24 protein-coding genes are annotated in these 22,713 nt (G+C 71.4%); 14 read left to right on the top strand and 10 right to left on the bottom strand.

What is annotated here, in order from left to right; all coding sequences use genetic code 11:
- Nucleotides 1-51 precede the first annotated feature (51 nt).
- Entirely contained in the window at nt 52-1,332 is a 1,281-nt protein-coding gene (ectB, locus tag NMQ01_RS07635) for a diaminobutyrate--2-oxoglutarate transaminase (protein ID WP_255186249.1), read from the top strand.
- Between the two features lie 46 nt (nt 1,333-1,378).
- Nucleotides 1,379-1,768, top strand: a complete 390-nt coding sequence (locus tag NMQ01_RS07630; protein ID WP_072624544.1) for an ectoine synthase — start codon at nt 1,379-1,381, stop codon at nt 1,766-1,768.
- A 79-nt stretch (nt 1,769-1,847) separates the two neighbouring features.
- Here NMQ01_RS07630 and NMQ01_RS07625 read toward each other — a convergent pair whose 3' ends face one another.
- Complete coding sequence (locus NMQ01_RS07625; RefSeq protein WP_255186248.1) at nt 1,848-2,117, bottom strand: Rho termination factor N-terminal domain-containing protein; 270 nt, start codon at nt 2,115-2,117, stop codon at nt 1,848-1,850.
- Nucleotides 2,118-2,274: 157 nt separating this feature from the next.
- On the opposite strand from NMQ01_RS07625, the gene NMQ01_RS07620 reads away from it, so the two are divergent.
- Nucleotides 2,275-2,892 carry a cysteine hydrolase family protein gene (locus NMQ01_RS07620; protein WP_255186247.1) on the top strand — a complete coding sequence of 206 codons (618 nt, stop codon included), beginning with the start codon at nt 2,275-2,277 and terminating at the stop codon, nt 2,890-2,892.
- Here NMQ01_RS07620 and NMQ01_RS07615 read toward each other — a convergent pair.
- A complete protein-coding gene (locus NMQ01_RS07615) occupies nt 2,842-3,396 on the bottom strand; it encodes a type 1 glutamine amidotransferase domain-containing protein (RefSeq protein ID WP_255186246.1) in 555 nt (184 codons plus the stop codon). The genes NMQ01_RS07620 and NMQ01_RS07615 overlap by 51 nt on opposite strands.
- A 90-nt stretch (nt 3,397-3,486) precedes the next feature.
- On the opposite strand from NMQ01_RS07615, the gene NMQ01_RS07610 reads away from it, so the two are divergent.
- From NMQ01_RS07610 to nhaA, 4 genes are all read left to right on the top strand, one after another.
- A complete protein-coding gene (locus NMQ01_RS07610; protein ID WP_255186245.1) occupies nt 3,487-3,978 on the top strand; it encodes a DUF6328 family protein in 492 nt (163 codons plus the stop codon).
- A gap of 118 nt (nt 3,979-4,096) precedes the next feature.
- A complete protein-coding gene (locus NMQ01_RS07605; RefSeq protein ID WP_255186244.1) occupies nt 4,097-5,521 on the top strand; it encodes an MFS transporter in 1,425 nt (474 codons plus the stop codon).
- A gap of 79 nt (nt 5,522-5,600) precedes the next feature.
- Nucleotides 5,601-5,771 (top strand): hypothetical protein, encoded by a 171-nt coding sequence (locus NMQ01_RS07600; RefSeq protein ID WP_255186243.1) that lies wholly within the window; start codon nt 5,601-5,603, stop codon nt 5,769-5,771.
- Between the two features lie 54 nt (nt 5,772-5,825).
- Nucleotides 5,826-7,106, top strand: coding sequence for a Na+/H+ antiporter NhaA (nhaA, locus tag NMQ01_RS07595; RefSeq protein ID WP_255186242.1), 1,281 nt, complete (start codon nt 5,826-5,828; stop codon nt 7,104-7,106).
- A 5-nt stretch (nt 7,107-7,111) separates the two neighbouring features.
- Here nhaA and NMQ01_RS07590 read toward each other — a convergent pair whose 3' ends face one another.
- Together NMQ01_RS07590 and NMQ01_RS07585 are read right to left on the bottom strand one after the other, a co-directional pair.
- Nucleotides 7,112-8,014 carry an SDR family oxidoreductase gene (locus NMQ01_RS07590; RefSeq protein ID WP_303708354.1) on the bottom strand — a complete coding sequence of 301 codons (903 nt, stop codon included), beginning with the start codon at nt 8,012-8,014 and terminating at the stop codon, nt 7,112-7,114.
- 71 nt (nt 8,015-8,085) lie between these two features.
- A complete protein-coding gene (locus NMQ01_RS07585) occupies nt 8,086-8,766 on the bottom strand; it encodes a GntR family transcriptional regulator (RefSeq protein WP_255186241.1) in 681 nt (226 codons plus the stop codon).
- Between the two features lie 131 nt (nt 8,767-8,897).
- On the opposite strand from NMQ01_RS07585, the gene NMQ01_RS07580 reads away from it, so the two are divergent.
- Genes NMQ01_RS07580 through NMQ01_RS07560 form a run of 5 tightly spaced genes read left to right on the top strand, consistent with a single transcriptional unit; the run spans nt 8,898 to nt 13,275 of the window.
- Nucleotides 8,898-10,154, top strand: coding sequence for an NRAMP family divalent metal transporter (locus tag NMQ01_RS07580; RefSeq protein WP_255186337.1), 1,257 nt, complete (start codon nt 8,898-8,900; stop codon nt 10,152-10,154).
- Between the two features lie 38 nt (nt 10,155-10,192).
- Nucleotides 10,193-10,963 carry a LamB/YcsF family protein gene (locus tag NMQ01_RS07575; protein ID WP_255186240.1) on the top strand — a complete coding sequence of 257 codons (771 nt, stop codon included), beginning with the start codon at nt 10,193-10,195 and terminating at the stop codon, nt 10,961-10,963.
- On the top strand, nt 10,960-11,574 hold the full coding sequence (locus NMQ01_RS07570; protein WP_255186239.1) for an allophanate hydrolase subunit 1: 615 nt from the start codon (nt 10,960-10,962) through the stop codon (nt 11,572-11,574). Before NMQ01_RS07575 ends, NMQ01_RS07570 begins: the two co-directional genes overlap by 4 nt.
- Nucleotides 11,571-12,494, top strand: coding sequence for a biotin-dependent carboxyltransferase family protein (locus NMQ01_RS07565; RefSeq protein ID WP_255186238.1), 924 nt, complete (start codon nt 11,571-11,573; stop codon nt 12,492-12,494). Before NMQ01_RS07570 ends, NMQ01_RS07565 begins: the two co-directional genes overlap by 4 nt.
- Nucleotides 12,495-12,519: 25 nt before the next feature.
- Nucleotides 12,520-13,275: a putative hydro-lyase gene (locus NMQ01_RS07560; protein ID WP_255186336.1), complete on the top strand. Its 756-nt coding sequence runs from the start codon at nt 12,520-12,522 to the stop codon at nt 13,273-13,275.
- A 237-nt stretch (nt 13,276-13,512) separates the two neighbouring features.
- On the opposite strand, the gene NMQ01_RS07555 is transcribed toward NMQ01_RS07560, so the two are convergent.
- Entirely contained in the window at nt 13,513-15,537 is a 2,025-nt protein-coding gene (locus NMQ01_RS07555; protein WP_255186237.1) for a VWA domain-containing protein, read from the bottom strand.
- Nucleotides 15,527-16,927 carry an AAA family ATPase gene (locus NMQ01_RS07550; protein WP_255186236.1) on the bottom strand — a complete coding sequence of 467 codons (1,401 nt, stop codon included), beginning with the start codon at nt 16,925-16,927 and terminating at the stop codon, nt 15,527-15,529. Before NMQ01_RS07550 ends, NMQ01_RS07555 begins: the two co-directional genes overlap by 11 nt.
- 90 nt (nt 16,928-17,017) lie before the next feature.
- Between NMQ01_RS07550 and NMQ01_RS07545 the strand changes: the two genes are divergently transcribed.
- Together NMQ01_RS07545 and NMQ01_RS07540 are read left to right on the top strand one after the other, a co-directional pair.
- Entirely contained in the window at nt 17,018-17,647 is a 630-nt protein-coding gene (locus NMQ01_RS07545) for a ClpP family protease (protein ID WP_255186235.1), read from the top strand.
- On the top strand, nt 17,644-18,231 hold the full coding sequence (locus NMQ01_RS07540) for a ClpP family protease (protein ID WP_255186234.1): 588 nt from the start codon (nt 17,644-17,646) through the stop codon (nt 18,229-18,231). Before NMQ01_RS07545 ends, NMQ01_RS07540 begins: the two co-directional genes overlap by 4 nt.
- A 3-nt stretch (nt 18,232-18,234) precedes the next feature.
- Here NMQ01_RS07540 and NMQ01_RS07535 read toward each other — a convergent pair whose 3' ends face one another.
- The 4 genes from NMQ01_RS07535 to NMQ01_RS07520 all read right to left on the bottom strand — a co-directional run bounded on the left by NMQ01_RS07535 (nt 18,235) and on the right by NMQ01_RS07520 (nt 22,656).
- Entirely contained in the window at nt 18,235-18,591 is a 357-nt protein-coding gene (locus NMQ01_RS07535; RefSeq protein WP_255186233.1) for a helix-turn-helix domain-containing protein, read from the bottom strand.
- 74 nt (nt 18,592-18,665) lie between these two features.
- Complete coding sequence (locus NMQ01_RS07530) at nt 18,666-19,679, bottom strand: LacI family DNA-binding transcriptional regulator (RefSeq protein WP_255186232.1); 1,014 nt, start codon at nt 19,677-19,679, stop codon at nt 18,666-18,668.
- Nucleotides 19,680-21,374 (bottom strand): glycoside hydrolase family 13 protein, encoded by a 1,695-nt coding sequence (locus tag NMQ01_RS07525; protein WP_255186231.1) that lies wholly within the window; start codon nt 21,372-21,374, stop codon nt 19,680-19,682.
- Between the two features lie 100 nt (nt 21,375-21,474).
- Nucleotides 21,475-22,656 carry an ROK family transcriptional regulator gene (locus NMQ01_RS07520; RefSeq protein ID WP_255186230.1) on the bottom strand — a complete coding sequence of 394 codons (1,182 nt, stop codon included), beginning with the start codon at nt 22,654-22,656 and terminating at the stop codon, nt 21,475-21,477.
- Between the last annotated feature and the right edge of the window lie 57 nt (nt 22,657-22,713).

Here is a 22,713-nt window from a genome sequence, read left to right as displayed (position 1 = left end):
CGGCCCCAACGACAGCCCCGCCACACTCCCCCTTCGAGGAAGGACCCCCACATGACCAACCCCGCCACGCAGATCTTCACCGAGCGCGAGTCCGAGGTGCGCAGCTACTGCCGCAACTGGCCCGTCGTCTTCGACACCGCCAAGGGCGTCTACCAGACGACCGAGGACGGCGAGGTCTACACCGACTTCTTCTCCGGCGCCGGCGCGCTCAACTACGGGCACAACAACGACGTGCTCAAGCAGGCCCTGGTCGACTACGTCTCCCGGGACGGCGTGACCCACTCGATGGACATGCACACCGTCGCTAAGCGTGAGTTCCTCGAGACCTTCACCGAGGTGATCCTCGAGCCGCGCGGCATGAACCACAAGATCCAGTTCCCCGGACCGACCGGCACCAACGCGGTCGAGACGGCGCTGAAGACGGCCCGCAAGGCCACCGGCCGCGAGGAGATCGTCTCCTTCACCAATGCCTTCCACGGCATGACCCTCGGCTCGCTGGCCGTGACGGGCAATGCCTTCAAGCGGGCCGGCGCGGGCACCCCGCTCTACCACGCGACGTCGGCCCCCTACGACGACTACATCGTCGGCGAGACCTCCGACTTCGCCTGGCTCAAGCGGATCTGGGCCGACAGCGGCTCCGGTCACAACCTGCCGGCCGCCGTCATCGTCGAGACGGTCCAGGGCGAGGGCGGGCTCAACGCCGCCCGCGGCGAGTGGCTCAAGGAGCTGCAGGACCTGTGCCGCGAGCACGGCGTGCTGCTCATCATCGACGACGTGCAGGCCGGCTGCGGCCGTACCGGCACCTTCTTCTCCTTCGAGCCCTTCGGCCTCGACCCCGACATCATCACGATCAGCAAGTCGATCTCCGGCTACGGTCTGCCGATGGCGCTGACCCTGATGAAGCCCGAGGTGGACGACTGGGAGCCGGGCGAGCACAACGGTACCTTCCGCGGTCACAACCCGGCCTTCGTCACGGCGACCACCGCGCTGCGCACCTACTGGACCGACGACGCCCTGCAGCGCAACATCGCCGACCGCGCCGCCCAGCTGCGTGAGCGGCTCGAGGTCCTTGCCGGCCTCGCCGAGGGCAGCGAGGTCCGCGGCCGCGGGCTGCTGGCCGGCGTCGCCTTCGCCGACCACGAGGTCGCCGAGAAGATCGCCAAGGCAGCCTTCGCCCGCAAGCTGCTCGTCGAGACCTCCGGTCCCGACAGCGAGGCGGTCAAGGTCATGCCCGCGCTGACCATCACCGAGGAGGAGATGGCGGCCGGTCTCGACCAGCTCGAGGACGCCGCGCGCGAGGTGCTCGGCGCACCTGCTCGCACCGCAGCCTGATCCCCCTTCGCCCACCCGAACTGCACCACGAGACAAGGAGATCCGCATGAAGGTCCTCAACGTCAACGACCTCGACGGCACCGAGTACGACGTCACCCACGGCAACTGGCAGAGCCGCCGCATGGTGCTCGCCAAGGACAAGGTCGGCTTCAGCTTCCACATCACGATCCTCAAGGCGGGGACGTCCTCGGAGTTCTGGTACGCCAACCACGTCGAGGCCGTGTACGTCTACCAGGGCAAGGGCACGCTGCTCGACCGCGACACCGGCGAGGAGTACGTCCTCGAGCCCGGCGTGATGTACATGCTCGACGACGCGGACAAGCACACCGTGACCGTCGAGGAGGACATCCACTGCGCGTGCGTCTTCAACCCCCCGGTCACCGGCCGTGAGGTCCACGACGAGAACGGCGTCTACCCGGTCCTCACCGAGGACTGAGCACTCCCCCGGCTTCGGCCGGACGAAGGGGGCGGACCCCAGCGGTCCGCCCCCTTCGCCATGTCCCGGGTCGGACGGGTCAGTGGTGGCGCAAGGCGTCGATCAGGTCGTCCTTGTCCATCGACGAACGCCCCTCGATCCCGAGCTCTCGGGCGCGATCGCGCAACTCGTCGACGGTCCAGTCGTCGTACGACCCGGACTCACCGCCGCGTCGACCCACGTCGGAGCGTGAGCTGTTGGCCGCGGCGTTGGCGATCCTCGCCGCCTTCTCCTTGCTCGCCCCGTCGTCACGCAGCTCCTCGTAGAGCTCTTCGTCCTTGACGCTCGGTCCTGGTGTTCGCTCGGGCACGGCGTGCTCCTCTCGTGGTCACGTGGACCGGTCCTACCCTCGCAGGCGGTCGGCATGCGCGAGAGCAGCATGTTCGGTTCCCTGCGGGGTACACGGGCCCCATGGACAGCCACTGCCCGATCACGCCCTGTGGCGTGCACCCCTCGAGCGCACGGCCGTGCTGACCGTCGACCTGCAGGAGGCCTTCTTCGAGGACCTCGCACTCGCCGCGTGCCGGGACGCCGTCGTCACCCGCTGCCGTCAGGTGCTGTGCTGGGCCCACGCCGAGCGGTTGCCCGTGGTCTCGGTGGTCACCGAGCACCAGCGCGACCGGTCGACGTGGACGACCACCATGTGCGAGGACGATCAGGGCTTCCTCTTCGAAGGCGATGCCCACTCGTCCACGATCGCGGAGCTCGACCTGTCCCGGGCCGTGCGAGTCGTCAAGACGCGCGACGACGCCTTCGTGGGCACGCCACTCACCGACGTCCTCGACGAACTCGCCGTCCAGGCGGTCGTCCTCGTGGGCGTCTCGACGCACACGTGCGTGTACCTCACCGCAGCCCACGCCTTTGCCGCCGATCTCGAGGTCGTGCTCGTGCGCGACGCCATCGCCTCGCACCGACCCGAGCTGCACGAGCTGGCCCTGGACGTGCTCCGCGACGAGTTCCGCCTCCCGGTCGTCTCGGCGGATGCCCTCTGCCGGGTCACCACCTCGCCGAGCCAGGCAGCGCGGCCAGCTCGCTCAGCCGACCGCAGCCAGCACGTCGAGGACCACGGCATTGAAGCCCGGTAGGTCGTCGGGTTTGCGGCTCGTCACGAGCGAGCCATCGGTGACCACCTCCTGGTCCACCCACGTGCCGCCGGCATTGCGCACGTCGGTCTGCAGACTCGGCCACGAGGTGACGGTCCGCCCCCGGACGACGTCCGCCTCCACGAGCATCCAGATCGCGTGGCAGATCGCCGCGACCGGTCGTCCCCCCTCCACGAACTCGCGCACGAGGTCGACCGCCGCGGTGTCGGTGCGCAACGCGTCGGGGTTGGCCACGCCTCCGGGGAGCAGCAGTCCGGCGAACCCCCCAACCGTCACGTCGGCGACCGTGCGGTCGACCGGAAAGGTGTCGGCGCGGTCGAGGTGCTCGAAGGCCTGGACCTCGCCGGCGTCAGGGGCGATGAGCACCGGGTCCCAGCCGCCCTCCACCAAGGCCTTCCACGGGCCGGTGAGCTCGACCTGCTCGATGCCCTCCTGCGCCACCAGTACTGCGATGCTGCGTGTGGCCTGCTCGTCTGCGGACGTCATGCTCTGCTCCTGTCGTCAGATTCGGGTGTCCCCTGCCCCTACCCGGCACCGCTGCCCCCATGTGTCGTCCCCCCGGGGCAGGATGGGGTGATGAACGTGCACGCCGGGGACGGTGACCGCCACGAGACTCCCGCGGAACGGGCCGACCGCAACTGGAACGACCTGCTGCAGGAGTTCCGCGTCCTGCAGACCGGGGTGCAGGTGCTCGGGGGTTTTCTTCTGACCCTGCCCTTCCAGTCGGCCTTCGCCGACCTGGACTCCTTCCAGCGCGGCCTCTACCTCGCGCTCGTCCTCCTCGCGACGGCCACGACGACCGCGCTCGTCGCGCCGATAGCCATCCACCGACGGGTCTTCAGATGGCGCCGCAAGGACCGGGTCGTCGCCGCCGGGCACGCGATTGCCCGAGTCGTCCTCGGCCTCGTCTCGCTGCTCGTCGCCGGGATCGCGACCTTCGTCTTCGATGTCGTGGTCGGACGGGCCGCGGCGCTCGCGGTGGGTGGCGCCATGACCCTGCTCGTCCTCGGATCTCTCGTGGTCCTCCCCTTCGTCGTCGGTGGCCGCGCCCCGGGGTCCGGGACCTGAGAGACCGCTCCACCCCTGGTCACGGCGTTTCGAATGGCGACACGGAGTGGATCTACGTAACGTCGGGAGACGTGCAAAGCCGCGCCACGGCGCGGAAAAGATCAACCCAAGGAGATCCATGAGCACGCACAGCACGGCTGGTGATCCGGCTGCCGAAGGCGCATCCGGCGCCACGGCCTTCGAGGACCTGCCGGACCGACGGACGATCCGCAAGGCCGTCGCCGCCTCGGCGATGGGCAATGCCACCGAGTGGTACGACTACGGCGCCTACGCGGTGGTCGCGACCTACATCGGCACACACTTCTTCCCGGGCGAGCACGCCACGCTGCTGACGATGGCCACCCTCGCCGTGTCCTTCATCGCCCGCCCCTTCGGCGGCTTCTTCTGGGGCCCGCTCGGCGACCGCCTCGGTCGCAAGGGCGTCCTCGCGATGACGATCATCATGATGTCGGCCGCGACCTTCTGCATCGGCCTGCTGCCGACCGCGGAGACCATCGGCGTCGGCGCGCCGATCCTGCTGATCATCCTGCGTCTCATCCAGGGCTTCTCGACCGGTGGTGAGTACGGCGGCGCCGCGACCTTCATGGCCGAGTACGCCCCGGACAAGCGCCGCGGCCTCTACGGCAGCTTCCTCGAGTTCGGCACGCTCGGTGGCTTCGCGCTCGGTGCCTCCGTCGTCCTCGTGCTGCAGCTCGTCCTGGGCGAGGCCGCCATGGAGGACTGGGGCTGGCGCATTCCCTTCTTCGTCGCCGGGCCGCTCGGCGCGATCGGCCTCTACCTGCGCTCCAAGCTCGACGAGACGCCCGTCTACGCCGACCTCGAGGACGCCGGAGAGAGCGAGCAGTCGGCCACCAAGGGTCTGCGTGACCTCATGGTCGAGTACTGGAAGCCGATGCTGACCATGGCCGGTCTGGTCATCCCGCTCAACGTCGTCAACTACACCCTGCTGACGTACATGCCGACCTACCTGCAGACCAAGATCGGTCTGGGCGACAACGAGTCGCTCATCGTCATCATCGTCGGCGAGCTGTTGATGATGCTGATCCTGCCCTTCTGCGGCCACTTTTCCGACATCACCGGCCGCCGGCCGATGTGGTGGTTCTCGCTCATCGGCCTCTTCGTCTTCGCGCTGCCGATGTACTTCCTCATGGGCACCGGCTTCGTCGGCGCGGTGGTCGGCTTCGCCGTCCTCGGCCTGCTCTACATCCCGCAGCTGTCGACGATCTCGGCGACCTTCCCCGCGATGTTCCCCGCCCACGTGCGGTTCGCCGGCTTCGCCGTGACGTACAACGTCTTCACGGCGGCCTTCGGTGGCACCGCGGGCACGATCAACGAGGCGGCCGTCGACGCCACCGGCTTCCTCGAGTTCCCCGCGGCCTACATGATGGGCGCCTGCGTCATCGGCATGATCGCGATGCTCTTCGTCAAGGAGACTGCCGGCGCCTCGCTCCACGGCACCGACATCCCCGAGTCCGAGCCGGAGGACTTCGGCTCCGACGCGATCGCCGAGGAGCAGGCAGCGATGGACGCCTGCGGCCGTTGACGCACGGCAGCAGCGCGAAGGGAGGTGACCGCGGCGAGCCCGCCGGTCACCTCCCTTCGTCCATCCCTAGACTCAGCCTGTGACCGGTCCCGAGTCGCGCACCGCCGCGCAGCCCCGCCTCCTCGCGGAGGCGGCGCGCATGCGCGCGCACATGCGCACGGTGCGGCATCCCGGGACCAATGGCTGGATCAGCACGTGGGGCACCAATGCCCACGGGGAGATCGCCGGCTGCCCGCCGCCGAGCGGCTGACGCGCCACACGGCGCCACCAGCCCACCTCCCTTCGCAAGACAAGGTCGTCACGCATGTCCCAGACCCCCCGAACCACGAGCCGTCTGGCTCCCCACGAGCTGTGGCGCGGTGTGCACGCCACGGCGCAGAGCGACGCCGTCGGCGGAGCGCTCCTGCTCGGCGCGACCGTCGTCGCCCTCCTCCTGGCCAACACTCCCGCCGCTGATCTCTACACCGCGGTCCGCGACTTCACCGTCGGCCCGCACGCGCTGCACCTCGACCTGACGATCGGTGAGTGGGCCGCTGACGGTCTGCTCGCGATCTTCTTCTTCGTCGTCGGCCTCGAGCTCAAGGAGGAGTTCGTCGCGGGCAAGCTGCACAACCCGAGGCAGGCCGCCCTGCCCATCGCGGCCGCCTTCGGCGGCGTCGTCACGCCGGCGCTGATCTTCGCCGCCATCGCCCTGTCCTCCGACTCCGAGGGGGCGATGCGCGGCTGGGCGATCCCCACCGCCACCGACATCGCCTTCGCCGTCGCCGTGCTCGCCGTCGTCGGGCGCTACCTGCCGCCGGCGCTGCGGGTCTTCCTGCTGACCCTGGCGATCGTCGACGACCTGATCGCCATCACGATCATCGCCATCGTCTACGCCGAGGGACTGCAGCTGCAGTGGCTGCTCCTCGCGCTCGTGCCGCTCGCCCTCTTCGCGCTGCTGGTCCAGCGCGGGGTCATCACCTGGTGGCTCCTCGCCCCCCTGGCCGCACTCACCTGGGCGCTCGTGCACGCGTCCGGCATCCACGCGACGGTTGCCGGCGTGCTGCTCGGTTTCACCGTCCCCGTCGTCGCCACCCAGCGGGCTCGGGTGCAGAGCTCGACCGACGAGGACGGGACGCCCGTCTACGACGGCCTGACGGCCTACCTCGCCGACCAGTGGGGTGTCTTCACCACGCTGGTCGCGGTCCCGGTCTTCGCCTTCTTCTCGGCAGGGGTCACCGTGGGTGGGCTCGACGGCTTCCGCACCGCGATGCAGGACCCGATCACCCTCGGCATCATCGCCGGGCTCTTCCTCGGCAAGCCGATCGGGATCACCGCCACGACCTTCCTGCTGAGCCGACTTCCGGCCTTCCAGCTCGACGAGTCGCTGCGCTGGCCGGACATCATCGGCATGGGCTTCGTGGCCGGTGTGGGCTTCACCGTCTCGCTGCTCGTCGGCGAGCTCGCCTACGGCGCCGCGAGCGTCGCCGACGAGCACGTCAAGATCGGCGTGCTGCTCGGCTCGCTCGTCTCCGCACTCGTCGGAGGTGGCTTCCTCGCGGTGCGCAGCCGCGCGGCGCGGGCTCGGGGCTCCGCGCCCGCCTGACCCCGTCAGAAGACCGGCTTGCCGCCGGTCACGCCGAGCACCGTGCCCGACACATAGCTCGCCTCCCGCGGGGAGGCGAGGAAGACGAAGGCCCCGGCCACCTCGGCTGGCTGGCCGGCACGGCCCAAGGGGGTGTCCGCACCGAAGGCCTCGATCTTCTCCCTCCTCTGGGTGGCCGGCTGGAGCGGTGTCCAGATCGGTCCCGGGGCAACGGCATTGACCCTGATGCCCCGGGACCCGACCTCGGCAGCGAGGTTGACGGTGAAGTTGTTGATCGCCGCCTTGGTCGCCGCGTAGTCGAGCAAGGACGTCGAGGGCTCGAAGGCCTGGATCGAGCTGACGTTGATGATGCTCGAACCTCGCCCGAGGTGCGGCAGCGCCGCCCGCGTCAGCCAGAAGAGGGCGTGCAGGTTGGTCCGCATCACTCGGTCGATGCGCTCGTCGCTGATGTCCTCCAAGCCCTCGTCACGGGCCATCTGCACCCCGGCGTTGTTGACCAGGACGTCGAGCCCACCCAGGCCGTCGACCGCTGTGTCGACGACCTCGTCGCACGCGGTGCGCTCGGTGATGTCCGCCGGGCAGAGCATGGCGATGCGGCCCGCCTGCTGGACCCAGTCAGCCGTCACCTCGGCATCGTCCTGCTCCTGCGGCAGGTAGCCCAGCGCCACGTCTGCTCCCTCCCGCGCGAAGGCGATGGCGACGGCCCGACCGATGCCCGAGTCGCCACCGGTGATGAGCGCGCGCATCCCCTTGAGGCGCTCGGCGCCGACCCAGCTGTCCTCACCGTGGTCGGGAAGGGGGTCCATCTCGCGGGTCTCGCCGGGCAGCTGCTGCTGCTGGGCGGCGAATCCCCCTTTGGGGCCGTTGGCCAGCTGCGCGGCTCTTCGGGCGATCTCTGCCTCGATCATCAGGTGCTCCTTCGTCGTCGGGACGAAGGGGACGTACCCAACCCTCCGCGCCGGCAAACTGCACCCGGCGCTCAGGCGGCCATGGCTGCCAGGAGCTGGCTCTCTGCCGTCGCGAGGTAGTCGAGCAGGGACTGCTCCGCCTCGGGCCACCGGCCGGCGTCGAGAAGCTCGACGAGCACACGGTTGTGGGCGAGGTAGGGCTGGTGGAAGGTGCGGGGGTCGTCCATCGTCGCGAAAACCAGGCGCATCTGCGCGAGGACCTGTCGCATCGCCTCGTCGAGTCGCCGGATCCCCGCCAGGGCGGTGAGCTCGGCGTGGAAGTGCATGTTGGCCGAGCCCAGCGCCCGCCAGTCCTCGTCGGCCGCGGCGCGCCCCCCTTCGTCCACGGCGGCACGGACGGCGGTCAGGTCGCCGCCCCGCTCGGCCAGCCGGCGGACGGCCGCGGTCTCGAGGACCCGCCGGAAGGCGTAGAGGTCGCGCACGTCGTCGACATCGAGCGACCGGACGAAGACCCCGCGGTTGAACTCACGGACGACCAGACCCTCGTGACCGAGGAGGTGGAAGGCCTCGCGCAACGTGTTGCGGGAGACGCCGAGCGCTCGCCCGATGCGCTCCTCGGACAACCGCACCCCCGGGCGCAGATCGCCCTCGGTGATCCGCGTCCGCAGTGCATCGGCGACCTTGTCGGTCGCACTCGCGCGCTCCATCTGCTCTCGCTGCGCCTCCAGCGCCGCGACCCAGTCGTCCGCCATCCCGCTCACCCCTTCGTCACCGGTCTGCGGCGACTCTAGCCGATAGGGGTATTGCGGGATTGTTGAACAATCGCTACTTTGGCTGATCGGGAGCACACTGAGGTGGTCCCGTGAGCGACAGGAGAACCCCGATGACGCAGGCTCCCAGCCCCGACACCCACGACGCCGGATCGGTGAAGCCCCCCGGCACGGCCGCCACGGCCACGAAGGGCGCGCTCCTCGGGGCGATGTTCCTCATGGCCACCAGCGCGATCGGCCCGGGCTTCATCACCCAGACCACCGTCTTCACCGCGCAGCTCGGCGCAGCCTTCGCCTTCGCGATCGTCATCTCGATCATCGTCGACATCGCCGTGCAGCTGAACGTCTGGCGCGTCATCGGCGTCTCCGGCCTGCGCGCCCAGGACCTCGCCAACAAGGTGATCCCCGGCTTCGGCTACGTCCTCGCCGGACTCGTCGTCTTCGGCGGGCTCGTCTTCAACATCGGCAACATCGGCGGGACCGGGCTGGGCGCCAACGCGATGCTCGGCGTCGACGCCAAGATCGGCGGTGCGATCTCCGCCCTCGTCGCCATCGGCATCTTCGTCAGCAAGCGCGCCGGCGTGGCCATGGACCGGATCGTCGTCGTCCTCGGCGTGCTGATGATCGCGATGGTCGCCTACGCCGCCGTCGCGACCGAGCCGCCCTACGGCGAGGCGCTCAAGCAGACCGTGATGCCCGACAAGGTCGAGTTCCTCATCATCACCACCCTCATCGGCGGCACCGTCGGCGGCTACATCACCTACGCCGGCGCCCACCGCATCGTCGACTCCGGCATCACCGGCCCCGAGCGCGTCGCCGAGATCAGCCGCGGCTCGATCACCGGCATCCTCGTCACCGGCGTCATGCGTGCACTGCTCTTCCTCGCGATCCTCGGAGTCGTCGTCGGTGGCGTGAACCTCGTCGGGGTCGACAACCCTCCGGCCGTGGCCTTCGAGTCGGCACTCGGCAAGGTCGGTCTGCACATCTTCGGTGTCATCCTCTGGGCCGCGAGCATCACGAGCGTCATCGGGGCGTCGTACACCTCGGTGAGCTTCCTGACGACCTTCAGCGAGACGATCAAGCGGCACGCGCAGTGGGTCGTCGTCGGCTTCATCATCTTCTCCGCAGCCATCTACCTCTCCCTCGGGCAGACTCCGGCGACGCTGCTCGTCCTCGCCGGTGCGCTCAACGGCCTCATCCTCCCCTTCGGCTTCGGCATCCTCATCTGGGTGGCACTCATGCGGCGGGACCTGCTCGGCGGCTACCGCTACCCCAAGGTCCTGGCCTACGTCGGGCTCGTCGTGTGGCTGCTGACGATCTACCTCGGCTACGAGTCCTTCAGCGGGATCGTCGACCTCTGGGAGCAGTGAGTCCCGGGACCGACCACGACGTACGACGACAGGAGCAGATGATGCAGATCGACCTCAACGCCGACCTCGGTGAGAGCTTCGGCCGCTGGACCCTCGGCGACGACGACGCGATGCTCGAGGTGGTCTCGAGCGCCAACGTCGCGTGCGGATTCCATGCCGGCGACTCGTCGGTGCTGCGCCACAGCTGCGAGGAGGCCGCGGCCCGGGGCGTCGCCATCGGCGCCCAGGTGGGCTATCGGGACCTGGCGGGCTTCGGGCGACGCTTCATCGACATCGCACCGGCCGAGCTGACCGACGACGTGCTCTACCAGATCGGCGCGCTCGAGGCCTTCGCCCGGGTCGCCGGGACGCGGGTGCGCTACGTCAAGCCGCACGGGGCGCTCTACAACGCCATCGTCCACCACGAGGAGCAGGCCGCCGCGGTCGTCGCGGCCGTCGTGCAGTACGACCCGACGCTGCCCGTCCTCGGCCTGCCCGGCTCGGCCTGGCTGCGGCTGGCCGGCGAGGCCGGCCTGACGACGGTCGGCGAGGCCTTCGCCGATCGGGCGTACACCCCCGAGGGCACCCTCGTCTCGCGACGCGAGGCCGGCGCCGTGCTCCACGAACCCGACGAGATCGCGCAGCGGTGCATCCGGATCGCGACGAAGGGAGAGGTCGTCGCCGTCGACGGCAGCGTCGTGCCGGCCCCCGCCGGGTCGCTGTGCGTGCACGGCGACAGCCCCGGTGCGGTCGAGATCGCCCGGCGTGTGCGCGCCGGGCTCGAGGATGCCGGGGTGCGGCTCACTCCCTTCGCCCTGGGGGCGGCATGAGGCTGATGCCCGCGGGTGACACCGCGCTGCTCGTCGAGCTCGGCGACCTCGACGAGGTGCTCTCGCTCTACGCCCAGCTCGACGAGGACCTGCCCGAGGGGGTCATCGACCTCGTGCCGGCCGCGTCGACGCTGCTCGTGACGATCGACCCGAGGGCGACCGACGTGGAGCGGATCTCGCGGCAGGTCTCGGGCGTCACCGTCGGCAGCCACGAGCGGGCCACGACGGGTGAGGTGGAGATCCCGGTCGTCTACGACGGTGAGGACCTGGCCGAGGTGGGTCGGATCACCGGGCTCGGCGAGCGGGGCGTCATCGAGGCACACACCGGGTCTCCGTGGACCGTCGCCTTCTGCGGTTTCGCGCCCGGCTTCGGCTACATGATCGGCGGGGACGAGCGGCTGCGGGTGCCGCGACGCGACAACCCCCGCACGCGCGTGCCGGCCGGGTCCGTGGCGATCGCCGGCGAGTTCGCGAGCGTCTACCCGCGCGAGTCCCCGGGAGGCTGGCAGCTGATCGGCCGCACCACGCTCAAGGTGTGGGACATCGGCCGCGAGCCCCCGGCGCTGCTCGTGCCCGGCACGACGGTGCGCTACGTCGAGGTGTCGTCGTGAGTACCGGGGCGGTGACCGGGACGGCGGCCCGGGCCGGGGCCGGGACGCGGGCGATCGAGGTCCTCGCGACCGGGCCGCAGACGACCGTCCAGGACCTCGGCCGGGTCGGGCTCGCCGGGCTGGGCGTGGGCCGGTCCGGCGCCGCCGACCCGGGCTCGCTCCGGCTGGCCAACCGGCTGCTCGGCAACCGGGAGGGGGCCGCGGCCCTCGAGGTCACCTTCGGCGGGCTCGAGGTGCGGTCCGTCGGCGGCACGTGGTTCGCCGTGACGGGGGCGACCACCCCCGCGACCGTCGACGGGGTCCCAGTGGGCCACGCGGCGGTGACCTGGCTGCCGGACGGGGCGCGGCTGCGGCTCGGGGCGGCGGCGGCCGGGCTGCGCAGTTATCTCGCCGTGCGCGGTGGGATCGACGTCGAGCCGGTGCTGCGCTCCCGCTCGACCGACACCCTCGCCGGACTCGGCCCGGCGGTGCCCTCCCCCGGCAGCCTGCTGCCCGTGGGACGGGCTCCCTTCGCCGTGCCGCTCGTCGACCTGGCGCCGGTCGCCGCGCCGACGACCGGCGAGGTGCGGCTGCGGGTCGTCCCCGGACCGCGGGACGACTGGTTCGAGCCCACGGCCCTCGACGCCCTCCTCGGCGGCACGTACGAGGTGACCTCGGAGAGCGATCGGGTCGGGATGCGCCTGTCCGGGCCGCGGCTGGAGCGCGCCCGCGAGGGTGAGCTCAGCAGCGAGGGCATGGTGCCCGGAGCTCTCCAGGTGCCGCCGACCGGGCAGCCCACGCTCTTCCTCGCCGATCATCCGGTGACCGGTGGCTACCCCGTCATCGGGGTCGTCATCGCCGCCGACATCGGGCGCGCGGCCCAGGCACAGCCGGGCCAGCGCCTTCGCTTCGAGCTCGAAGGGAGTGTTCGCCGTGGCTGACCTCGTCCCGGCCGCCTTGTCCCCCATGGAGGCTCGTGCGCGATTTCGCGACGGGCTGTCCGTCCCGGCCTCCGGCTGGAGCGCGGGCTACACGCAGGCCAACCTCATCGCGGTGCCGCGCGAGCAGGCCTATGACGTGCTCCTCTTCGCCCAGCGCAACCCCAAGCCGTGCCCCGTCCTCGACGTCACGGAGCCGGGCGAGGTGGCCTGCTCGATCTTCGACGGCGACCTGCGCACGGATCTGCCCGGCTACCGGGTCTACGAGCACGGCGAGCTCGTCGCCGAGGTGACCGACGTCCGCGACGTGTGGCGCGACGACCTCGTCGCCTTCCTCGTCGGGTGCAGCTTCACCTTCGAGGCGGCGCTGCTCGAAGCCGGGGCACCCGTGCGCCACATCGAGGTCGGCAGCAACGTGCCGATGTACTCCACGAACCGGCAGTGCCGGTCGGCGGGCCAGATCGGCGGGCCGCTCGTCGTGTCGATGCGGCCGATGCCTGCGGACCAGGTCGCCACCGCGGTCCGCGTGACCTCGCGCTACCCCGCGGTGCACGGCGCGCCCGTCCACGTCGGCGATCCTGCCGCTCTCGGCATCCGCGACCTCGGGTCGCCGGACTTCGGCGACGCTGTGCCCGTGCGCGCCGGTGAGGTCCCGGTCTTCTGGGCCTGCGGCGTGACCCCGCAGGCGGCGATCATGCAGTCCCGCCCGCCGTTCGCCATCGGGCATGCACCGGGGATGATGGCGATCACCGACGCGCGCGACTCCGACTACCTCGTGCCCTGACACACCCACCGGGGCTCCGGCGCGCCATGCCGTTGCTCCGCACGACGAGCGGCATCGGTCGAGGCTGCCCCCTCGGCCCCGTGCACTTCGCCGTTGCTCCGTACGACGAGCCACACGGGTCGAGGCTGCCCTCTCAGCACTCGCAGTACGCCGTTGCTCCGTACGCCGAACCGTTCGTCGTACGGAGCAACGGCGTATCGGTCAGCACCGGCCCCCGGCCCGCCGTCGCGGCGGGCATCACTGGTCGAACCAGAAGCCCCGGCCGCCGAACCAGCCGCCGTAGCCGCCCCCTTCGTCTCCGCGGCCCGGCTGCCGTGAGCCGAGATAGGAGCCGACGACCGCAGCGCCGAGGTCGTCGAGCTCGGGCGCCACGACCCGGCCGTCCGCCCGCCGGGCGAGCGACTCGATGAAGCGGGCAAGACCCGGGTCCTCGCCGAGCCGGAAGAAGGTCGTCTGCGCCCCGAGCCGGCTCACCGCGTCGAGCTCGCGCACCGTCCGCGCGATCGTCAGGGGGTGCGGCGGGTAGTCGAAGAAGGTCTCCCCGTGCGGCTCGAGATGGGCGGTGGGCTCGCCATCGGTCACGACGAGCAGCACGGGCTGCGCGTTGGGGTGCTTGCGGAAGTGCCGGTGTGCCAGGAGCAGGCCGTGGTGGAGGTTGGTCCCCTTGTCCCAGAAGGCGTCGAGCGCGGTGAGCTCCTCGATCTCCATGACGCGCGCGTGCCGACCGAAGGCGATCAGCTGCAGGTGGTCACCGCGGAAGCGGGTGCGGATCAGGGTGTGCAGCGCCAGCGCGGTCCGCTTCATCGGCACCCAGCGTCCGTCCATCGCCATCGAGAAGGAGGTGTCGACGAGCAGCGCGACGGCGGCCTGGGTGCGCGCCTCCGTCTCGGCCACCTCGATGTCTTCGGTCGTGATGAGCCGACCACCGTCGGCGCCGGCACCCGCCCGGCGCAGCACGCCGTTGAGCACGGTGCGCGGGATGTCCCACGGCTCGGTGTCGCCGAAGGCCCAGGGCCGGGTCGCGCCCGAGCGCTCCCCCGCCGCGCCCGCCTGTCGCAGGTCGCGCTGGCCCTGACGGCCGGACATGCGTTGCGCAATGTCACGCAGCAGGGCCTTGCCCAGCTGCCGCATCGCCTTGGGCGTCAGCCGCAGGTGTCCCTCGGAATCCCGGCGCAGCGCCCCGCTGCCACGCAGGGCCTGCTCGAGCTCGCGGAGCGCGCGGGCCTCGACAGCGGCGTCCTCACCGAGGAGCCGGGCGAGGGCGTCGAGGTCGATGTCGTCGAGTCGTGCTCCGCCGTAGGTCTGCGACACCTGCTCCGCCAGGGCATCGAGGCTCGCGATGTCCTGGAGCATCCCGGTCCCGTCGCCCAGGCCCAGCCCCTGGTCACCGCCGAAGCGCTCCGACCCGCTCCAGTCCTCTCCCGGACGCATGGCCTGCAGGTTGCCGTCGAGCCGCCCCAGCGCCTCCATCAGGTCGGGCGAGCCGAAGGCCTGCGCGGACAGCTCCATGAGCTCCTGGCGCTGCTCGGGCGTCATCGAGGCCAGCATCCGCTGGGCTGCGGCGGCTCGCTGGGCCAGCGCGTCGACGAGCTCGTCGATGTCCTGGGGTCCCTCGGGGAAGAATTCCCCGTGCTCGGCCATGAAGTCGTCGAAGTCCTGCGGCGTGTCCTCGCCGCGCTGGTGCTTCTCGAGCAGGGAGTTGAGATCGCGCAGCATCTCCCCGACGGCAGCACGGTCCTCGTCCGTGGCCCCCTCCAGCGCCTGCTTCATGCCGGCGAAGCGCTGGTCGAGCACCTCGCGGCCGAGCAGGTCCTTGATCTGCTCGTAGTCGGTCCGCGCCTGCGAGGACTGCCAGGAGTAGTCCTGCAGCTCGCTCACCGCCGCCGCCGTGGACGAAGGGAGCCCGTCGAGCCTCATCTCGGCGAAGGCCCGGTCGGTGTCGTCCATCTGCACGTCCCGGGCCAGCTGCCCCCGCTCTTCGAGCACGGCCCGGTCGAGCAGCTCGCGCACCTGCTGGAGGGTGCCGTCGAGGTTGTGCCGCTGCAGCAGCTCCCGCCGCTGCTCGTGGATGCGTCGGGACAGCTCGTCCAGCCCGATCTGGTCGGACGTGCCCCGGCGCAGCAGCTCCTGCAGCGCCCGCTCGGGCGAGGACCCGCCCATGACCCGCTCGCCGATGTCGTCGAGCGCCTCGGCGATGTCGACGGGCGGGGCGAGCGGGTCACCCCCGGCGTAGCGACGAAATCGACTGCGGCTACTGGCCATACACGGTCTCGCCCCCAGCAGAGTCCTTGCCGACCTTGCGCGCCAGGTAGAGGCCCTCGAGCGCGAGCTCGGCGGCTGCGGCCCGCTCGCCGTCGCTCGTGGCCCCGAGCCGGTCGAAGAGCTCCTCGTAGACCTGCGCCTCCCCCAGCGCCGGCAGTGCGTCGAGGACGTCACGCGCCGTGACCTGCTCGCCGGTCGCGACCTCCGCGCCGTCCTCGATCGCGGCCACGAGCGGGCCGAGGTCGATGCCGCGCAGCAGGTGACGGACGGTGTCGGCCACGGCGGTGCGCAGCAGGTGCGTGAGGACCTCCTGCTCGCGGCCCTCCTCGCCACTCTCGAACTCGATCTTGCCGCCGAGGACCTCGACCGCGGCCTCGAGGTCGACAATGCGGGCGACGGCCTCCCCTTCGTCCTGACGTGCCGCGCGGTGCAAGGCCGACGCGGCGACGGTCTCGGCCCCGGCGATGGTGAAGCGGGCGCTCACGCCGCTGCGCTGGTCCACGGACGAGGAGGCCCGTAGGTTGCGGGTGAACCGGGCGAGGATCTCGAGCAGGTGGTCGGGGACCTCGGCGACGAGGTGCGCCTCCTGCCGGGTGACGGCGACCTCGGCCTCGAGCTCCTGCGGGTAGTGCGTGCGGATCTCGGCGCCGAAGCGGTCCTTGAGCGGCGTGATGATCCGCCCGCGGTTGGTGTAGTCCTCGGGGTTGGCGCTCGCGAGGACGAGCACGTCCAGCGGCAGGCGCAGGACGTAGCCGCGGATCTGGATGTCGCGCTCCTCCATGACGTTGAGCATCGCCACCTGGATCCGCTCCGCGAGGTCGGGCAGCTCGTTGATCGCGACGATGCCGCGGTGGCTGCGCGGGATGAGCCCGAAATGGATCGTCTCGGGGTCGCCGAGCGAGCGTCCCTCGGCGACCTTCATCGGGTCGACGTCGCCGATGAGGTCGGCGACGGAGGTGTCGGGGGTGGCGAGCTTTTCGACATAGCGCTCGTCGCGGTGCATCCAGCTGATGCGAAGGGAGTCACCCTCGGCCTCGGCCCGCCGGCGGGAGGCATGCGTGATCGGCTCGAAGGGGTGCTCCGCCAGTTCCGAGCCCTCGATGACCGGCGTCCACTCGTCGAGCAGGCCGGCGATGGTGCGCAGCAGGCGGGTCTTGCCCTGACCGCGCTCGCCGAGCAGGACGATGTCGTGCCCGGCGAGCAGGGCCCGCTCGACCTGCGGGATGACCGTGTCCTCGTAGCCGTGCAGCCCCGGCCAGGGGTCTTCCCCGGCACGCAGGCGGGCCAGGAGGTTGTCGCGGATCTCGATCCGCAGGGGCTTGGCCTCGTGGCCGGCGGCGCGCAGCTCGCCGACGGTGGAGATGGTGGGGGCGGCAGTCGCGGTGCTCACCCTCCGCAGGCTAGACCCCTCTGCTGTGGGCGGATCCGCCGCAGGCGGATTCGTGCCGCCGGGCGCGCTGCGCCGCGCGACGGTGGACCCATGAGCGAGACACCGACACCCACCTCCTTCGACGACCGCACCCGGCGAGAGCTGCAGCGACAGCGAGTCCTCGTCCTCGACGGCGTCCTCGACGACGACAACGGCACGCTGCTGATGACCCAGCTGATGTCGCTGGCCGCCGACGACCCGACGAGTGACATCGCGCTGTGGATCCACTCCCCCGGCGGCTCCGTCCCCGCGATGCTCGCGATCCGCGACATCATGCGGCTGGTGCCCAACGACGTGAGCACGCTGGCGCTCGGGATCGCCTGCAGCGCAGGCCAGTTCCTGCTCTCGGCGGGTACCCCGGGCAAGCGACGCGCTCTGCCGCACTCACGGATCCTGCTCCACCAGGGCTCGGCCGGCATCGGCGGCACGGCCGTCGACGTGGAGCTGCAGGCCGACGACCTGCGGCACACCCGCGACACGGTGCTCGGCCTGATCGCCGGCGACACCGGGCAACCACTCGAGCGGGTCTTCGAGGACTCCCTTCGTGACCGCTGGTACAGCGCGACCGAGGCGCTCGACTACGGCTTCGTGGACGAGATCGTCGCGAGCTTCGACGACGTGGTCCCGGGCGGCCGCGCGCCCACGGGATTCCGCGGCGGACTCGTCGGGAGCAACCGATGAGCACCTACCCGATCCCCAACGTCATCGCCCAGCACCCGCGCGGCGAGCGGATCATGGACGTCTACTCGCACCTGCTCACCGAGCGGATCATCTACCTCGGCACCGCCATCGATGCCTGCGTCGCCAACGCGCTCATCGCGCAGCTGATCCACCTCGAGTCGGTCGACCCCGACCGCGACGTCCAGCTCTACGTCAACTGCGAAGGGGGCGACCCCAGCGCCATGCTCGCGATCCACGACACGATGCGCTACATCCGCCCGGACGTCGCGACCACCTGTGTGGGACAGGCGATCTCGGTCGGTGCAGTCCTGCTCGCGGCGGGCGCGCCGGGCAAGCGCGCAGCGCTCTCCCACGCCCGGGTGGTGCTGCACCAGCCGTCGACCCAGGGGCGCGGCCCGATCCCCGACCTCATCCTCGAGGCCGACGAGCTGGTGCGCGTGCGGTCCGACATCGAGGGCATCCTCGCCCGAGCCACCGGCCGCACGCCGGAGCAGCTGCGGCGCGACACCGACCGCACTCGGGTCCTCACCGCCGCGGCCGCCAAGGACTTCGGGATCGTCGACGAGGTGATGGACGTGCGGTGAGCGTCAGGCGGCCAGGGCCAGGGTGGACGCGCTCCCCCGCGCCCTGGCCGGCGCCTGCAGCGACGCCGCCACCGAGAGGGTGAGGTCGAGGAGGGTGACGTCGAGCGCGCCGGCGACCGCGGCGATCATCTCGCTCGACGGCTCCTTGAGCCCGCGCTCGATCTCCGAGAGGTACTGGGGGGAGATCCCCGCTCGGGTGGCCGTGTCGTCGAGGGTGTCGCGACGCTCGTGGCGTCGTCGCCGGAGCTGCTCGCCCAGGGCATCGCGCCACAGTGGCTCGGCTGCTCGTCGTCGTCGCTGGAGCAGCGCCCGCTCGAAGGGGGTCGCCTCGCGGTGGGTGGTCTGGGCTGACTCGGCCATGCCTCAGCGTAGGACTGGCCGGCGGCGCTGCGGTGAGAGTTCCGCTCCCGACAGAATCCGGGGGTCGAGTCGCGTCAGCGTGCCCGCGCTGTCGACCCGCGGAGCACGAGCTCGGGCTGGACGAGGAACTCCGCGCGGTGGGCCGTGCTGCCGCCGATCTCGTCGAGCAACGCGTCGACCGCTGCGGTCCCCATCGCCTCGACCGGCTTGCGCAGCGTCGTGAGTGCGGGATGGGAGAAGGCCGCCATCGGGCTGTCGTCGAAGCCGACGACGGAGACCTCCTCGGGCACCGAGAGCCCACGGGCACGGATGCCACGGACCGCGCCCAGCGCCATGATGTCGCTGCCGCACACGATCGCCGTGCACCCCCGGTCCAGGAGCGCACCGGCGGCCGCCTGCCCACCCGCCAGGGTGAAGAGCGAGTGCTCGACGTGGCCTGCGTCGAGGCCCCTGCGGCGCATCGCGTCGGCGAACCCGGCGACCTTGCGGGCGACGGGGACGAACCGTTCGGGCCCCAGCGCGAGACCCACTCGCTCGTGGCCCAGCTCGGCGAGGTGGCTCACGGCCATCTCCATGGCCGCGGCGTCGTCGGCCGAGACGAAGGGGGCCGAGATCCGCTCGCTGTACCCGTCGACGAGGACGAAGGGGATGCCCTGCGCCGCGATCTGTGCGTACCGCTCGTGGTCGGCCGTCATGTCGGCGTGCAGGCCGGAGACGAAGATGATCCCGTCGACGCCGCGCGCGATGAGCACCTCGACGAGGTCGTCCTCCGTCGACCCGCCCGGGGTCTGTGTGCCGAGCACCGGGATGTAGCGGTGTCTCGCGAGGGTCTGCTCGATGACCTGGGCGATCGCCGGGAAGATCGGGTTGCTCAGCTCCGGCATGATCAGCCCGACGAGACCGGCCTTCGTCTCCTTGGGCCGGCGGGGTCGCTCGTAGCCGAGCACGTCGAGCGCGGCCAGGACGGCCTGTCGCGTCGACGCGGAGGGGCCCGCCCGACCGTTGAGGACGCGCGAGACCGTCGCCTCACTGACCCTGGCGTGTGCAGCGACGTCGGCGAGACGCGCTCCCGGGCGCGACTCGGTCATCTAGCCCAGCCACCACGCGGTCGTGTCAGCCGGCAGCACGGCCTCGTCGCCGTCGACCGCGAGCTCCGCCGATGCGAGCAGGAGGCCCCCGGGCAGCGGGAGGCGGACCTCCTCACTCGTGAGATTCGTCGTGACGACGACGGGCGCGCCGTCCTCGCCGCGCCGGACCAGGGCGAGGACGCCGTCGGGCGCGTCGAGCCACTCGACCTCGTCGCCGGCTCCGAGCGAGGGCTGCTCGCGGCGCACGTCGAGGGCGGAGCGGTAGAGCTCGAGGGTCGACCCGGCGACCCCGGTCTGGGCCTCGACGCTCAACTCGCGCCACGCGTCCGGCTGCGGCAGCCAGCTCGGGCCGCCCTCTCGTGGGCCGAAGCCGTAGGGCTGGCTCGTCCCGGACCACGGGATGGGCACGCGGCAGCCGTCCCGGAAGCCTTCCTGCCCGGCCGCCCGGTGGAAGGAGGGGTCGGCGCGGACCTCGTCGGGCAGGTCGGTGACGTCAGGCAGGCCGAGCTCCTCCCCCTGGTAGAGGTAGGCGGAGCCGGGCAGGCCGAGCATGAGGAGCGTCGCGGCCCGGGCGCGGCGCAGGCCGAGGACCGGGTCGCCGGGCGTCACCATCTGGGTCCCCGAGCCGGGTGGGTTGCCCAGACGGGTCGTGTGCCGGGTGACGTCGTGGTTGGACAGGACCCAGGTCGCCGGGGCGCCCACCCGCCGCATCGCCTCGAGCGTCGTGTCGACGACCTCGCGAAGGGCGCAGGCGTCCCAGTCCGTCGCGAGGTAGGTGAAGTTGAAGGCCTGGTGCATCTCGTCGGGGCGGACGTAGCACGCCGACCGCTCGATGGTCGGGGTCCACGCCTCGGCGACGAGGACTCGCTCACCGGGGTACTCCTCGAGGACACGCCGCCAGTCGCGGTAGATCTCGTGGACACCGTCCTGGTCGAAGAAGGGCATCGGTGCGTTGCCGAGCAGGCCGACCTGACCGGTCCGACCGATGTCCGGCAGGCCGGGTGCCTTGACGAGGCCGTGGGCGACGTCGACGCGGAATCCGTCGACCCCGAGGTCGAGCCAGAAGCGCAGGACGGAGCGGAACTCCTCGCGCACGACCGGGTTGTCCCAGTTGAGATCCGGCTGTTGTGGGGCGAAGAGGTGCAGGTACCACTCGCCGTCCTCGACGCGGGTCCACGCCGGCCCGCCGAAGATCGACTCCCAGTCGTTGGGCGGCAGCTCGCCGGCCTCGCCCCGCCCCTCGTGGAAGTGGAAGAGCGCGCGGCTGGCGGAGCCGGGCCCCTCGGCGAGGGCCCGCTGGAACCACTCGTGCTCCTCGGAGCAGTGGTTGGGGACGATGTCGAAGATGACCCGCAGCCCGAGCTCGTGGGCATCGCGCACGAGCCCCTCCGCGTCGGCGGCGTCACCGAAGACCGGGTCGACCTTGCGGTAGTCGGAGACGTCGTAGCCGGCGTCGGCCTGGGGTGAGGCGTAGAAGGGCGAGATCCACACGGCGTCGACGCCGAGGTCCCGCAGGTAGGGCAGCCGTGCGCGGATGCCGGCCAGGTCACCGATGCCGTCACCGTCGCTGTCGGCGAAGCTGCGCGGGTACACCTGGTAGATGACGGCGCCGCGGTACCAGTCGGCCGCGTCCTCGTGGGCGAAGGGGGCGGCCGAGGCGGGCGCGGTGGGTGCGGTGGGTGCGGGGTGGGTCATCGGTCTCTCTCGGTCGGGGTGAGTGCCGACCGACGGTAACGCAGCCGCAAGTTGCCGTGCAAGAGATCTGCAACTTGCTGCAAGCGCGTGTCGCGAGCCCTCAGGACCCCGCCCGCGCGAGGTAGCGGTCCACCCGCTCGGGTCGGAGCACCTCACTCAGGGCCAGCTGGGCGCAGCCGACGACTCCGGCCTCCTGCCCGTGCGTGCTCGGCAGGATCTCGAGGTCCCGCGTCGCGAGTGCCGTCGCCTCCGCGTAGAGGGTCTCGCGCAGTCCCGCGACGAAGAAGTCGTAGCCCGCAGCCATGTCGCCACCGACGACGACCGCCCCGGGGTTGAGCAGGTTGACGACCCCGGACAGCACCTCGCCGACCCGCCGTCCGCTCTCGCGCAGCTGCCGACGCGCGGCGGCGTCGCCCTCGATGGCCCTGGCGACGAGCTCGCGCACGTGGGCCACCGGACGGTCCGCGGCCACCGTGTCCTGGACGAGCGCCCAGCCGCCCGCGACGGCTTCGAGGCAGCCCGTGCCACCGCACCGGCAGGTGCGTCCCGCCGCCGCCGGGGTGCGGGTGTGCCCGATCTCCCCGGCCGCGCCGAGAGCGCCCCGCAGGAGGCGCCCTCCGCCGAAGATGCCGACACTGATCCCGGTCGAGGCCTTGAGGGCGACGAAGTCGTCGAAGCGCCGACGGTGGCCGTCGGCCTCCGAGAGGGCGAGGACGGTCGCGTCGTTTTCGACGCGTACCGGGGCCTCCCCGTAGGCGTCGAAGAAGGGGGCGAGCGGCACGCCGTCCCACCCGGGCATGATCGGCGAGGACAGGCTCATGCCGCGCTCGGTGTCGACGGTGCCGGGCAGGCTGACCCCGATGCCCCGGACTCGTTCCGGCGGCACGTCGATCGATGCGAGGAGCTCCTCGAGTGCCCCGAGGATCCGCGGCATCATCTCCTCCGGCGATGCCCCGTCGGCGTGGTCGAAGGCCGTGGCGGCGAGGACCTCGCCGTCGAGGGCACACACCGCGGCCTGGGTCCGGCTCCGTCCGAGCGGGACGGCGAGGACGACCCCGAAGTCCGAGTTGAAGGTCAGGCGCGCCGGCGGGCGGCCACCTCCCGAGGGTTCGACGACTGTCTCGACGAGCAGCCCGGCCCTGAGGAGCGCGGTCAGCCGAGCGGTCACGGCGGTGCGGGAGAGCCCGGTGACCCGACCGACATCGCCTCGGGTCGTCGCTCGCCCTTCGCGGATGAGTGCGAGGACCTCCCCGGCAGTGGCGGGCGCGGAGGGGGCGGGCACCGCGTCATTCAACCACGCAGGACTTTAGTTCTTTCAAATACTGACTTTTGTATTGCC

Source organism: Janibacter sp. CX7, from assembly GCF_024362365.1.
Lineage (GTDB): Bacteria > Actinomycetota > Actinomycetes > Actinomycetales > Dermatophilaceae > Janibacter.
The sequence above is the reverse complement of the archived record's forward strand: the minus strand, read 5'-3'. Positions and strand labels throughout refer to the sequence as shown.